The 14,904-nt window shown below is 38.9% G+C and carries 8 protein-coding genes; 6 read left to right on the top strand and 2 right to left on the bottom strand.

Annotated elements, in window-relative coordinates; translation table 11 throughout:
• Nucleotides 1-71: 71 nt before the first annotated feature.
• Nucleotides 72-1,550 (bottom strand): proline--tRNA ligase, encoded by a 1,479-nt coding sequence (gene proS / locus CW736_RS01605; protein WP_101012252.1) that lies wholly within the window; start codon nucleotides 1,548-1,550, stop codon nucleotides 72-74.
• 109 nt (nucleotides 1,551-1,659) lie between these two features.
• Here proS and CW736_RS01610 point away from each other — a divergent pair, with 109 nt between their 5' ends.
• Both CW736_RS01610 and CW736_RS01615 read left to right on the top strand, forming a co-directional pair.
• Complete coding sequence (locus CW736_RS01610) at nucleotides 1,660-2,796, top strand: hypothetical protein (protein WP_101014986.1); 1,137 nt, start codon at nucleotides 1,660-1,662, stop codon at nucleotides 2,794-2,796.
• Nucleotides 2,797-2,818: 22 nt separating this feature from the next.
• Nucleotides 2,819-4,336 carry an OmpP1/FadL family transporter gene (locus tag CW736_RS01615; protein ID WP_101012253.1) on the top strand — a complete coding sequence of 506 codons (1,518 nt, stop codon included), beginning with the start codon at nucleotides 2,819-2,821 and terminating at the stop codon, nucleotides 4,334-4,336.
• A 451-nt stretch (nucleotides 4,337-4,787) separates the two neighbouring features.
• Here the strand turns inward: CW736_RS01615 and CW736_RS01620 are convergent, their stop codons facing one another.
• Nucleotides 4,788-9,338, bottom strand: coding sequence for a T9SS type B sorting domain-containing protein (locus CW736_RS01620; protein WP_232735386.1), 4,551 nt, complete (start codon nucleotides 9,336-9,338; stop codon nucleotides 4,788-4,790).
• 182 nt (nucleotides 9,339-9,520) lie between these two features.
• On the opposite strand from CW736_RS01620, the gene folE reads away from it, so the two are divergent.
• The 4 genes from folE (at nucleotide 9,521) to CW736_RS01640 (ending at nucleotide 14,903) form a co-directional block, all read left to right on the top strand.
• The gene (gene folE, locus CW736_RS01625; RefSeq protein WP_101014987.1) at nucleotides 9,521-10,192 is read left to right on the top strand and encodes a GTP cyclohydrolase I FolE; all 672 of its coding nucleotides are present in this window, start codon (nucleotides 9,521-9,523) and stop codon (nucleotides 10,190-10,192) included.
• Between the two features lie 167 nt (nucleotides 10,193-10,359).
• Entirely contained in the window at nucleotides 10,360-11,847 is a 1,488-nt protein-coding gene (gene cysS / locus CW736_RS01630; protein ID WP_101012255.1) for a cysteine--tRNA ligase, read from the top strand.
• A 688-nt stretch (nucleotides 11,848-12,535) separates the two neighbouring features.
• A complete protein-coding gene (gene yidD / locus CW736_RS01635; RefSeq protein ID WP_101012256.1) occupies nucleotides 12,536-12,757 on the top strand; it encodes a membrane protein insertion efficiency factor YidD in 222 nt (73 codons plus the stop codon).
• A 691-nt stretch (nucleotides 12,758-13,448) separates the two neighbouring features.
• Nucleotides 13,449-14,903: a sodium:solute symporter gene (locus CW736_RS01640; RefSeq protein ID WP_101012257.1), complete on the top strand. Its 1,455-nt coding sequence runs from the start codon at nucleotides 13,449-13,451 to the stop codon at nucleotides 14,901-14,903.
• Nucleotide 14,904 lies beyond the last annotated feature (1 nt).

Here is a 14,904-nt window from a genome sequence, read left to right on the forward strand (position 1 = left end):
CGTTTAAGCGGTTGCAAAAATAAACACTTTTTTTAATTCTACAACAAAGAATAGAAAAAATATTAAAAAAATTAATAAGCCTTAGCAAACAACACCCTCTTATTAGACTTTTCACCCGTTAGCACACACTTTCCTTCTTCTTCCACCGCATCCATAGGTATGCATCTAATACTAGCCTTGGTGAGTTCCTTTATCTTATCTTCAGTAGCTGCTGTTCCATCCCAGTGAGCAGAGAGGAATCCGCCCTTAGTTTTTAAAACTTCTTTAAATTCTTCAAAACTGTTTACTTCCGTAGTGTGAGTGTCTCTATAGTTCATAGCCTTATCGTGCAGTGATTTTTGAATCTCCTCCAATAGTTCTTTTACTTTATCTGCAATTCCAATTATAGAAGTAGTTTCTTTAGAAAGAGTATCTCGACGTGCAAGTTCCACCGTTCCATTTTCTAGATCTCTAGCACCTATAGCTATTCTTAATGGAACTCCTTGCAATTCATGTTGAGCAAACTTTGCCCCTGGTCTAAGCGTGTCTCGTGAATCAAATTTTACAGAAACCCCTAGAGCTCGCAATTCCTTAATAATGCCGTTAACCACTTCTGTTATCGCTTCTAGTTGCTCATCGGTCTTGAAAATAGGAACAATTACCACTTGATTGGGCGCAAGATTAGGAGGTAATATCAAACCTTGATCATCACTGTGGGTCATTATTAATGCACCCATAAGACGTGTTGAAACACCCCAAGAAGTTGCCCATACATATTCTTGCTTCCCTTCTTTTGAGGTGAATTTCACATCAAAAGCTTTTGCAAAATTCTGTCCTAAAAAGTGACTGGTCCCCGCCTGCAAAGCTTTTCCATCTTGCATTAAAGCCTCGATGCAATAAGTCTCTTCTGCCCCTGCAAATCGCTCACTCTCTGTTTTTAACCCTTTAATCACAGGGATAGCCATAAAGTTCTCAGCAAAGTCTGCATAGATATCATTCATTTGTTCAGCCTCTGCTAAAGCTTCTTTCTTTGTAGCGTGAGCGGTATGCCCCTCTTGCCACAAAAACTCTGCAGTACGTAAGAAAAGTCTAGTTCTCATCTCCCATCTTACCACATTAGCCCATTGATTGATTAATAGTGGTAAATCTCTGTAAGACTGAATCCAGCCTTTATAGGTATTCCATATAATCGCTTCGCTTGTAGGCCTAACCACCAGCTCTTCTTCTAGTTTTGCATTAGGGTCTACTCGTAGTTTTCCCGGGTTGTCTGGATCGCTTTGTAGTCTGTAATGAGTTACAACAGCACATTCTTTAGCAAATCCCTCTGCATTCTTTTCTTCTGCTTCAAAGAGACTTTTAGGCACTAATAAAGGGAAATAGGCGTTTTGATGCCCAGTTTCCTTAAACATGCGATCTAACTCTGCCTGCATTTTCTCCCAAATTGCATATCCATAAGGCTTTATAACCATACAGCCGCGTACGGCACTATTTTCTGCTAGATCTGCTTGTACAACGAGTTCATTGTACCACTTAGAGTAATCATCACTTCTACTTGTAAGGTTTTTGCCCATAATAATGTGTTTGGCATAAAACTTGCTTCTTTTATTAGAAGTTTGTTAAATGCTTTTAATGCTTGACAAAACTACTTATTTTTATCAAATGCTATCAAATAAATACGTAATGAAAAATTTAAACTTTAAAAAGCCTGCTTTTTATAAAATAGCAGCATTCGTTATAATCGCTACAGCATTCATCTCGTGCGGCTCTTATCAAAGTGTTTCATACAATGACGGTATATATGGCGATAATCAAGAAAGCTATCCAGCTGAAGAAATACAGCCACAAGATACGTACTCCGATAATTCTTCTGCTTACTATGAGTCTCTTTTTCAACAAGGAGCAGAAAGTCACGGAAATAACTTTGCAGCCGACAGTGTCTTTACAGACGTAGAATCCTACTCTAATAGCAGTTATGATGCCTCCGATCCAGATTATACCGCGAGTTATGGTGGTGGAGAAGCTGGTTGGGGCACCAACCCTAGTCAAGTTATCGTTAATTACTATGATAATGGCTTTGGATGGAACAATGGCTTTTACGGTAATGGCTTTTACGGCAACGGTTTTGGATGGAACAATGGCTTTTACGGTAATGGCTTTTACGGCAACGGTTTTGGATGGAACAATGGCTTTTACGGTAATGGTTTTGGATGGAATAGTTGGGCTTGGAATGCTGGTTTCGGATGGAACAACGGATTTTATGGCAATGGCTTTGGATGGAACAATTGGGGTTGGAACGGTAACTATGGTAACCGATTTGGCGGAAACTACGGTCGAAATAACATAAACGGTTATGCTTATCAAAATACAGGAAGAACTTCAAGAGGACAGGCTCTTAATTACAATACAAGAGGAAGATCTGCAGACAGTGGAAGAAGCTCTTATTATGGAAGAACTGACGGAACTAACGGCAGATCTTCTGCAACTACAAGAAGTCTAGGTAGAAATACTAGAGCTACTAATGGAAGGAATTCTTCTAGAGCGAGAACTACAAGAAGCACTACAACACGTAGATCTTCTTCAAATGCAAGAGGCTCACGTTCTACAGGAAACAACAGGTCTGGTACTATGAGGTCTTCTGGATCTTCATCTTCTAGGTCTTCTGGTACCATGAGGTCTTCTGGATCCTCATCTTCTAGGTCTTCTGGAACTATGAGATCTTCTGGATCAAGATCATCATCTGGTTCAAGATCATCTGGTTCCGGATCAAGATCATCAGGCTCAGGGTCATCAGGTAGGTCTTCGGGTGGAAGAGGTTAATTGTTAATCATATACTTTGAAAATGAAAAATATTTTAATTTTAAGCGCGCTATTTGCTAGCGCGCTTTTCAGTAACGCACAATCCGTTAGTGACGGATTGCTTTACACAGGACAAGATTTAAATGGAACAGCTCGTTATAGAGGTTTAAGCGGCGCTTTTGGAGCCTTAGGAGGCGATTTAAGCGCTATAGGATCTAATCCTGCTAGTTCTGTAGTCTTTACTAATAACTATGCCGCTGTCTCGCTAGGAATACTAGGCAGTGATAATACTTCTAATTATTTTGGAACCAACACCATAACAGAAACTTCTGACGTTACTATCAATCAGGCTGGTGGCGTTTTAGTATTTGAAGGTCCTGAAAACAAAACAGTTTCTAAGTTTGCAATGAGTTTGAACTACGACATGACTAGAAATTTTGATAACTCTGTAAACGCGAGAGGAACGAGTCCTATTTCTATATCCCAATACTTTTTGAACAACGCAAATGGAATAGCTTTAGATAATTTTATCGTAAGGACAGGAGATGGTGAGACAGTAGGTGATCTCTATCAGTTTTTAGGGCAAGATTTTGGTTTTGGTGCACAGCAAGGATTTTTAGGTTATGAATCTTTTCTTATCGATTCTACTGATGATAGTGACCTGGACAACACCAACTACGTTAGCAATACAGGTACTGGAAGTTTTAATCAGGATTATCTTGTTCAAACTTCTGGTTACAGCAGTAAATTTAGTTTTAACGGTGCTTTAGAACTCAATAAGAAATGGAATTTAGGAATCAATCTGAATTCACATGTAATCAGTATGGAGCGATTCACCAGTATAGAGGAAAGCAATTCCAATACAGATGCTAGCATAACCGATGTGAGGTTTGACAACACCCTTTTTACCGAGGCTAACGGCTTCTCTTTGCAATTAGGACTCATAGGAAAGCTTACTGAAAATTTAAGAATAGGTGCCACCTATGAATCCCCTACTTGGTATACGGTTGAAGAGTCACAAATTCAGGAAATCATTACACGAGGAACTAACAGTTCGGAAGTTGCAAGAGTACGACCTGATGTACTCAACATATTTGCTCCTTACCAACTCAGATCTCCAGGAAGTGTAACAGGTAGCATCGCTTATATTTTTGGTAAAAGCGGATTGTTAAGCCTGGATTATACGTCCAAAGATTACAGTCAGATGCGATTTAGCCCTGATAACAGTGATCTTTTTAGAAATAACAATCAAATCATAAATGAAAGTTTAGAACGAGCTGCCAGTATCAGAATAGGTGGAGAGTACCGTGTTCAAAACTGGACGCTTAGAGCAGGATACCGAATGGAAGAATCTCCTTATGCAAATAAAAACATCATGGACGACCTCACGGGTTACAGTTTAGGATTTGGCTATACTTGGGGGAAAACCATCCTAGACATCTCCTACGATCATTCAGAAAGAGATTATTCGCAACAATTGTTTGATACTGGTCTCAACACCTCAGCAGGAGTTTTTAACGAGATGGACAACATTGTTTTTACTTTAGGTTTTAACCTGTAAAAGACAATTAACAGCTATTTACAACTCAAAATGCACTAAATAATTAGTGCTTATTTCGCTTTCGCGAAAGCGAAAACACAACAAAGCACTTACTTCGGTAGGTGCTTTGTTATATGATTATCTTACTAATAGAAAAAAGAATAGATTTCAATCCTGCCTTTTTCAAAAAAAGAGACCAACACTCTTAAAACAAAATCTAAAACACTCCATACACAGGCCGTGTCAAAAGTATTCTTTTGTATACGCTGATCAACAAAATAACCCCTTACAGCGACCATTATAATATTTAAATAGAACTACCAATTACAGCCTACTATAAACAAGTAGTATAGTAAAACAGTTTGCAAACCTGTTGGTGTTTTATAGAAGCAAGCCCATCCCTTTTATTTCTTGAATAAAAAAAGCACACCGATTAAGATGTGCTTTATAATATATAAGTATGATAAGGTTTTTATCTCTTCATAGCAAAGTGGCCCGAAGCTTCTCTTTGCTGACCGTCAAAAGCATATTCTATCCTGAACCAGTAGTCACTACTTGGCAAGGCCTGTCCATTATAAGTTCCATCCCATCCAGGTCCATCAACATCGAGTTGCTTGATGAGTTTCCCATAACGGTCAAATATATAAAGCCTTGTTCCTGGCAAGCGATCACCGCCTATAATGTTCCAAGTATCGTGAATCCCATCTGCATTAGGGGTGAAATAATCTGGATAGCCAAAAACAAATATATCCACAACAATCTCCCCACAACCACTTCTCTCTGCAATAGTAACCGTGTGCGCACCAGGAGTAACATCGTTAAATGTTCCGTTATTCACATAAGGTCCATCATCTAGACGGTACCAATACTGATCTGGCCCTTGTGCCCTTACAATTACCTGATGGTCTTTATCAAACGGATCTGTTGTAATGTCTATATCATACACTTCTGGCACACTGGAGACTCTCACGTTAGTCGTTATAGAAATGGAACAACCTGTAGCAATCCGAGTAGCTGTCAGTTGATAATCCCCGCCTTCTGCAACGTCTATAGAAGCCGTTGAAACAGGTAGTAAAGCACCATTTAATGTCCATTCATAAGAATACTCCGTATCGTTAAGACCTGTATCTAGAGTTACTGGACCATTGACAAGGTTATTGTTTTCATCTAGACATAGAATGTATTGATCTAACAAAGAAGGTGTTGGTAACCCATGAAACACCAGATCTAAAGTCGTAAAACTAAAACAGTTGGTATTATCGTCATCTACCCTAACAATTAAAGTAGTGTTGGAGGAATAGGTAAAATCGTTTGTAATACCATTCACTTGACTATCTGCATCCGTCTGATTTAGATAATATACTACGGTAGATCCAGCTTGCCCAGTGGTAACCTGCGCATCAGCAAGGCTAACATCTATGGTTGCATTACCAGAACCATCGTCACAAGCCTCTAAAGCTGTAGGAGTAACTGCTATAGGTGCATCTACTGGCTCAATCACAAAGTCTCCTATAGAGAAACATGCAGAACTTGTAAACTCTAGTCTGTAATAAATAGTTTGAGGAGCAATCGTGTTATCATAGCTGGCAGTATCCAATGGGTTAGAGCCAGAAAGTGCATCTGCTGGTGAATCATAGTAACTAACTGTGGTTCCTGTTTGCCCATTAATAACCTGCGCATTTGCATCTCCTAAAGTAAAAGAAGCAACGCCATCACCATCTTCATCACACTCTTCAATAGTAAAAGATGGAACAGAGGCAGGTACTGGACTTACGATCAAATCAAAAGTAGTTGTATCAGAACAGTTGGTGGTATTGTTTTCAACACGTATGCTTATCGCTTCTGGACTTGAAGTGTTGGAGTAAGGAGATGTAATTACACCAGTTGCATTGCTATACACGATGGTATAATCGGCTGGATTTAATCCATTTAAAATAATCGCATCGTTTTGAGTTAAATCAAATGATTCTGCGCCATCTCCACTAGGATCGTCGCATAAGGTAAGATCAGGAGCCGTTGTTATAGCCGGAGTCTCATTAATGGTCAAGTCAAAAGTCGTTGTATTAAAACAACTCATGTTATTTACATTTTCAATTCGCACATAAATGGTCTGCGGATTTGAAGTATTTGTATAACTAGTGGTGTCTAAAGTATTCGTTCCAGCATCAGCATTTGCTTGAGAATCGTGATAGGAAATCGCATACAACAAAGGATCTTGAGCGAGTAGAACTTGAGAAGAGTAGCTGCTAAAAGTAAATACATCTTGCTCATCATTACTAGGGTCGTCACAAACGATCACTTCTGCAACTGGATTTGCAATAGGAGTAGCGTTAATGATGAGATCAAAAGAGCCAGAATCATAACAATCTGTTGCTGTACTATTTTCAATTCTTACAAATACGGTTTCTGTACCTGTTGTTGTATTGGTATAAGTTGAAGGATTTACAATAGCATTAATACCAGCAGCTGCATCTGTTGGAGAGTTGTAAAAAGTAATAGTGTTATCAGTGGCTAATTGGGCACCTAATACAGATGGGTTTTGAGAAGTAAGATCAAATACGTCAAACCCGTCATTACTGATATCGTCACAAACCACTATATCATTTGCTCCTGTAAACACGGCTATTCGATTCACTACCAGATCAAACATCGTGGTGGAAGAACACATTAAAGAAGTATTATCGGTGACACGGGCATAAATAGTTTGTGGGCTAGCGGTGTTAGCATATCCGGCTGCGTTTAGTGGCGCTGCACCGTTAATCGCGTCTAGCTGTGTAAGGTGATAAGTCACTGTAGCCGTCTGTCCGTTTAAGATAGCTGCATTTTGATCACTCAACACAAAAACCTCTGTGCCATCATTGCTTAAATCATCACAAGTCACCATATCCATAGGCGTATTTGCCACAGGAATAAGTGCTGCGGTAAGTGAAAATGGATTGATAGAACTACAACTAGGATCTGCTGTACTTACTATTCTTACATAAATAGTAACTGTACCGACTGCAAGATCAAAGGAAGTTGGGTTTAAAATAGGGTTGGTCTCGTTTTGAGCATCCATTAAACTAGTGTAGTAGGTAGTCGTAAAATTCGAACCACCAGAACCGCCACCACCACCGCTACCTAGTGCCGCTGATACATAGGCATCAAGATCAAAGTTCACTATAGGGCCGCATTGCTCAAAATCAGGTATCACAAACGTACTAAAGTCGATGACATCAACTACAAAACTATCTACCAATATGCAATTTGACGTGGTATTGGTAATCGCAGAAAAAACAGTCATAGGCGGCATGCTTATAGGGTAAGCCGTTGGATTCCCTATTGCTCCTACTCCATTCTCAGCATCAGTTTGTGAAGTGTGGTACGTGACCACATGATCTCCAGCAGGAAGCCCGTTTAAAATTACAGCATCGTTTTGAGTTAAATCTACCGTAGTGGTACCCGTGGTATTACAAAGGATGATATCGTTAGGCGCGGCAGCTAATATCTCTGGTGCCACATCTATACACACTTGTTCTGTATACGTACATCCGTGATTATCTGTCATCTCATATGTATAACAGTTTTGTCCAGCAACAGATGGAGTTATGGTCACTGTATTTCCTACTGTACTCGTAATATCTGGGCTCGCCTGCCATGCTTCAGTAGTAATTACCGGTGTAAAAGAGAGATCTGCAGGAATAATTGCCGGATTAAAATTCAATCCCCAAAAAAAGATATAACCGTTATCAGATCCCAAATTATCCGTTATAGTGATACACCACTGACCATTTATAGGAGAACCGATAAATGTACTGTAAGGATCCACAGGCAAATAGTCTCCCGCTGGGATCGTTCCTCCAGGATTGGCAGTAACGTATTGAGTCCAAGTCTGTGTAGCGGTTTCTGTAAACACATAATCAAATCCAGCACCTGGATTCCTGTTAGCATCATCATCTATAGGTATACCTAGAAAAGCACCACCTCCACTAGAGTACTGATGTAAATCTACTTCAGATCCATTAGGAGCGGTTATAGTGAGTTGTAAGTCGCCTAAATAAGAATGCTCCATATTCAAGAAAATATTTACGATATCACTTGCACTGGTTATTACGGTTCCTGGAGCAAAAAGGTCTACATCAATACAAGTGGTATAACTCACACCGCTACCGTCAGGTAAAAAAGTTTGGCCTGTTACGGGAGGAGAAACTGGAATTAAAAATTCTTGAGTAGTTGCAACTCCTGTTAAAGTAGTAGATTCTCCAAAACACAGCTGCGTATCTGCTGCCATCGTCCCTGTAAAATCAGGATCTGAAGACACCTGTACGACCAGATCTATTTCATCCCTATCAGAACAACCTGCAGCATCAGTAACTCTAAACTTAGTCTGATAGATACCTGTCATCGAGTAGGTTTCAGTTTGTACTTGACCAGAATTAAATCCTGCTCCATTAGCTAGATCCCATTCATAAGTAGCCCCAACACCATCAACGCCAAAAGTAGCCTGGCCGTCAAAAGTGACTGTATCGCCTTGACACACTCTTAAAATACCGTCTGTATCTATTGGTGGTGTAGTAGTAATGTTAGTAACAATAGACTGGCATGGGTCAAAGCAACGTCTTGCCGCTCTCCATCCACTAGCATTACCAGAGCCGTTAGAAATAAATTGTACGGTAAGGCATCCCGAAGGGTTTCCAGCACTGGCCTGAAAAACACCTGGAGGAACATTTGTATTTGTAATCGTTGCTAACAGCGGTGCAGCTGTACTGTCCCCATCATAAATAGTGAGCACATCGTTGAGCTCCAAATCCATAACAACAAAATCTAGAATCATGCGATCTGTTGGAATAATTGGACAAAAGAGAGCCACCCCATTAAAATTATCAGAATAATTCACATTACCACCGTCGTCATTGAAGGTAGAGGTCGCGCAACCAGTATATCTGGTAGGGTTAGCAGGACCACTACCTATCATATTTATATTAACCTGAGCTACTGACAGATAAGAGACGAGAAAGGATAATACAAGGAGAAATCTTTTCATTATTTTAATTTTGAATATTAAGGGGCTAAATTCTAATTAACAAATATGAGAAATTTTGTTAACTCTTACTTAACGTTTACTACCTATTTTCTGTCTAATTCATACAAAACAATGCAGTTATGCCTTACAGTTTGTAAATTTGCACGAAAATTAAAATGCCCCCTACTAATCGTAGTCCTTATATGAAAATTGAAGATATCATAGAAAATATAGAAGATAACGATCACCTCTCTTCTAACGAGCAAACTCCTTTACGTTCAGATGCATTTGAATTAAGCGATGCTGATAAAATCGAGTCTATAAAAAAAGACGTTCATCACATTCTAGAAACTCTAGGGATGGACATGACAGACGACAGTCTAAAGGGAACACCTAATCGAGTGGCAAAAATGTTTGTCAACGAGGTTTTTGGCGGTTTACGTCCCGATAAAAAACCTAATGCCAGTACTTTTGAAAATAAGTACAAGTACAATGAAATGCTGGTAGAAAAAGATATTGTTGTTTACTCCACCTGTGAACATCATTTGCTGCCTATAGTAGGTCGAGCACACGTAGCTTATATTTCTAACGGTAGCGTGGTTGGACTTTCAAAGATGAATCGCATCGTAGATTATTATGCAAAACGCCCTCAAGTTCAGGAACGTTTAAACATTCAGATCGTACGTGAATTGCAAAAAGTAATGAATACAGAAGATGTAGCCTGTATTATTGATGCAAAGCACTTGTGCGTCAACAGTCGTGGTATCAGAGATATCGATAGCAGCACGGTGACTGGAGAATTTGGCGGTAAATTTAAGGACCCGATTGTAAAAAGAGAATTTCTCGATTACATACAGATGAAGACTAAATTCTAGATTTCTACTCTCCATCTTTGTAAAATAGCAAAATCTCAACCAGCAGTTTGCTACACGGAGTTTTTAAACTCTATTTTTGAAGGAGATAGAAGGTAGTTCCGCTTTCGCGAAAGCGAGATCATTACCAACAAATGAAACCAATACATAGCATACTACAAAATTAAACCATGGCTAGATATCAAGATAATGAACTGAAAATCTACAACTCTATAAAAGGAGAAAAGGAAGTTTTTACCTCTATTGTTGAGGGACGCATAGGAATGTACGTTTGTGGACCTACGGTTTACAGCAATGTGCATTTAGGAAACTGCCGCACGTTTATCAGTTTTGACATGATATTTAGGTACCTAAAACATTTGGGATATAAAGTACGTTATGTGCGTAATATCACAGATGCCGGACACCTTACTGACGATTCTGATGAAGGAGAGGATAAGATTTCTAAAAAAGCCAGACTTGAAAAAATCGAGCCTATGGAAGTGGTGCAGCAATACACGCTGGACTTTCATACGGTTATGAGTCAGTTCAATGCATTTCCACCTAGTATTGAACCTACAGCTACTGGTCATATTGTAGAGCAAATCGAGATCATAAAAACCATTTTGCAAAATGGATATGCATATGAAAAGAACGGCTCTATTTATTTTGATGTAGTAAAATTTAATGAAGATCATCACTACGGTAAACTGAGCGGTCGCAACCTAGAAGACATGATGGCCAATTCTCGAGAACTGGCTGCACAAAGCGATAAAGCAAATCCCGCCGACTTTGCGCTGTGGAAAAAAGCGAGCCCCCAACACATCATGAGATGGCCTAGTCCTTGGGGCGATGGTTTTCCAGGATGGCATTTAGAATGTACGGTGATGAGCTCCAAATATCTTGGGGAAACTTTTGATATACACGGTGGCGGTATGGACCTCAAATTCCCACACCACGAGTGCGAAATCGCTCAAGGAGAAGCTGCTCACGGACACAGTCCTGTCAATTACTGGATGCATGCCAATATGCTGACTCTTAATGGTCAGAAAATGTCTAAATCTACCGGAAATAGCATTTTACCAGTAGAGCTTTTTACAGGAGATAATGATTTTATGCAAAAAGCTTTTGCTCCTAGCGTTGTGCGTTTCTTTATGATGCAGGCGCATTATAGATCTATTTTAGACTTTAGTAATGACGCTATTCTAGCTGCCGAAAAAGGTTTTAACCGACTTACAGAAGCTATGAAAGTAATGGAGAATCTGTCTGTTTCTAAAACCTCTTCTATTGATATCTCTTCATGGAAAGCAAAATGTTATGCTGCGATGAATGACGATTTCAACACCCCTATTCTTATTGCAGAGCTTTTTGATGCTGTAAAAATGATTCATTCTATCCAGGATGGAAATGCAACGATTACTACAAGCGATCTCAAGGAGCTTCAAGAAACAATGAATGGCTTTTACTTTGATGTTTTGGGATTACAAAATGCAAAGGAAGAAGGAAGTAGTTCCTTAAACAAAGGGTTGGACGGAGCCATGAAGCTTATTATTGACTTAAGAGCTACCGCAAGAGCTAATAAAGACTGGAGCACCAGCGATAAAATAAGAGACGAGCTCACTGCTGCTGGAATCCAATTAAAGGATGGTGCTGATGGGACTATTTATAGTCTGGAATAATTGCTGAGTTCTGAGTTTTGTAAGTTTGAAAAAAAGCTGAATAAATAAAAGTTTATTATTATTTCTTTTGAGAAAGATTATGGAGGTCCTACTAAATTTGAACAAGTAATTAGTATCATTCATAGCTGTATCAGGACAAATTTTTAAGGATGACAATGCTAGAAACTAACCGAATTCATTCGGTTATATAAAAGAAGGCCGCAGGCGACAGCATTCATTCTTAGCGGCGAAATTTATTCCGCCATATGGTGATGATGATATATTAATAGATTAATGGCATCCTGGAAACCAACCGAATTCATTCGGTTATATAAAAGAAGGCCGCAGGCGCCACAGTTCATTCGTAGCGGCGCAATTTATTCCGCCATAAGGTGATGATGATATATTAATAGATTAATGGCATCCTGGAAACCAACCGAATTCATTCGGTTATATAAAAGAAGGCCGCAGGCGCCACAGTTCATTCGTAGCGGCGCAATTTATTCTGCCATAAGGTGATGATGATATATTAATAGATTAATGGCATCCTGGAAACCAACCGAATTCATTCGGTTATATAAAAGAAGGCCGTAGGCGACACAGTTCATTCGTAGCGGCGGAATTTATTCTGTCGGACAGATAATTAAGATCCTGGATTCATTTAAACAAGTAAATTAGAATCAAGTCGAAAACAATTTTTTCAACATTTATGAAAAAAATACTGGCCTACCCATTTTTGTTGATCATCAGGTTTTATCAGTCGGTGATATCACCTTTTACACCTGCAAGCTGCAGATACTCACCTACTTGTTCTCAATATTCTAAAGAAGCACTCCTCAAACACGGTGCTTTTAAGGGCGGCTGGCTGGCCCTAAAACGTATTTTTAGTTGTCATCCATTAGGTGGCAAAGGTTATGATCCTGTACCTTAAGAAAATTATGTGTTTTCAAGTTCGAAGTTCCTAATCCATATCATCCATCTATTGTTAGTTGGAGCGAGAGCCCACCGAAGTGCCGAAAACGTCTCTATATTTATAGACTCTGTGCTATTTAAAAGGTTTCGAGTATATGTACGTTAAGCATTTCCTTTAAGCCGGGATTTCGACTATAGTTCGACTGAGAATTTTTGATGTTAGAAAAGGCTAGAAAGAAACTTGTGCTAAAATTTGCTCAATGAGCCATGAAGTATTTAGTCTAATCATAAAATGATCGATTTTAAATCGTTCTCGACTATCGCTCGAACTGACATCTTCGTCTTTTTAATTTTTATTTTACCTGTATTCTTCATTTTACTTTTATTTTTATTTTTTATCATTAGTGTCCGATAAATTTTTTCCAATACCATTAAACATGCTGCCATTGAAGAGTTTCAAAAGAAACATTTATACAACCACCATGCTTTTGTCGTTCTTCATTATTTATGAAATGAATGCGCTTAGAATAGGAATATATCAAATGATGATTACTGTTTTTCAGTTAGTTATAGTGTAATCTATATGCTATAATCTTAGAGCGCAGCGATCTATGATCTTTTCTCGGACATTAGTGATTTTTTATTCAAGTTCAAGTTCAAGTTCAAGTTCGTCTTCATCTTCCTTACCTTAGCGTCAAAAATTAAGAGCCTTGACTTCTACTCAAATCCTCATTACCATAGCCTGCTATTTTGCTGTTCTTGTTGCGATATCTTTTATAGTAGGTCGCACGAGCGACAGTGCTACTTTTTTTAGAGGCAATCGTTCTTCCCCTTGGTTTATTGTGGCTTTTGGAATGATAGGTGCGTCGCTAAGCGGGGTAACTTTTATCTCCGTTCCAGGAGCGGTAGAAGAAGGTGCAATGAATTACTTTCAGGTTGTCCTAGGTTATATAGTAGGATATCTGGTGATCGGGACGGTGCTTTTACCGCTCTATTACCGTATAAATCTCACTTCGATTTACTCTTACCTCCATGATAGATACGGAAGTGCAGCACAATACACCGGTTCTAGTTTCTTTATTCTTTCTCGTGTTGTAGGCGCCAGTTTTAGACTGTATTTAGTCGCTGGAGTATTGCAAGAATTTGTTTTTGAAAGTATGGGTGTGGAGTTTTGGCAAACGGTAACACTTACGGTAATCCTTATCTGGTTGTACACCTTTAAATCTGGAATCAAAACTATTGTTTGGACAGATACCTTACAGACTTTGTTTATGTTGATCGCCGTAGGAGTAAGTATTTACTATATTTCTGACAGTTTGAATCTTAACGGTATTGGCGAGATTACAGGTTTTATATCTGATAGTGAGCTTTCCCAAATCTTCTTTTTTGACGACTGGAAAAGTGGTCAATATTTCTTCAAACAATTTTTTGCGGGAGCCTTTATCGCTATTGTCATGACAGGACTGGATCAAGATATGATGCAAAAAAACCTCACCTGTCGCAGTCTTGGTGACGCTCAAAAGAACATGTTTTGGTTTACTATTGTGTTGACCTTCGTAAATCTTGTATTCTTAGGATTGGGTGTATTATTAACCGCTTTCGCGAAAGCGGAACACTTAACAGCCACAAAAGACAAGTTGTTTGCTGCCATAGCACTAGATAGCAATATGGGAATAGGAATTGGACTCGTTTTTATTCTTGGACTAGTCGCAGCAGCATATTCTAGTGCAGACAGTGCGCTTACTTCTTTAACAACTTCTTTCTCTGTAGATATTTTACGACTAGAACAAAATTATGAAGAGAAGAAACAAAATTGGATGCGTAAGCTGGTTCATGTAGGATTTTCTCTGTTGTTGATCCTAGTCATTGTGAGTTTTAAATATGTGATCAAGGACGATAGTGTGATCAATAAACTTTTTGTCTTTGCAGGATATACCTATGGCCCGTTATTGGGATTATTTGCTTTTGGAATTTTGACTCAACTAAAAGTACATCATTACGCAACTCCTGTTATCGCAATTGTTTCCCCTTTTCTAGCATTTGGAATCAGCTCAGCCGCCAACTACTTTTTCGAATTTGAATTTGGTTTTTTTATACTGCTTCTCAATGGTTTTATTACCTTTTTAGGCTTGCTCATGGCATCCATTTTTAGCAATCAAGAATAGA

It is taken from the genome of Nonlabens sp. MB-3u-79 (assembly GCF_002831625.1).
Classification (GTDB): Bacteria; Bacteroidota; Bacteroidia; order Flavobacteriales; family Flavobacteriaceae; genus Nonlabens.

Excerpts from the sequence above, each read along its gene's own strand:
- proS (WP_101012252.1), bottom strand. The coding sequence starts at position 1,550 with ATGGGCAAAAACCTTACAAGTAGAAGTGATGATTACTCTAAGTGGTAC.
- CW736_RS01610 (WP_101014986.1), top strand. The coding sequence starts at position 1,660 with ATGAAAAATTTAAACTTTAAAAAGCCTGCTTTTTATAAAATAGCAGCA.
- CW736_RS01615 (WP_101012253.1), top strand. The coding sequence starts at position 2,819 with ATGAAAAATATTTTAATTTTAAGCGCGCTATTTGCTAGCGCGCTTTTC.
- CW736_RS01620 (WP_232735386.1), bottom strand. The coding sequence starts at position 9,338 with ATGAAAAGATTTCTCCTTGTATTATCCTTTCTCGTCTCTTATCTGTCA.
- folE (WP_101014987.1), top strand. The coding sequence starts at position 9,521 with ATGAAAATTGAAGATATCATAGAAAATATAGAAGATAACGATCACCTC.
- cysS (WP_101012255.1), top strand. The coding sequence starts at position 10,360 with ATGGCTAGATATCAAGATAATGAACTGAAAATCTACAACTCTATAAAA.
- yidD (WP_101012256.1), top strand. The coding sequence starts at position 12,536 with ATGAAAAAAATACTGGCCTACCCATTTTTGTTGATCATCAGGTTTTAT.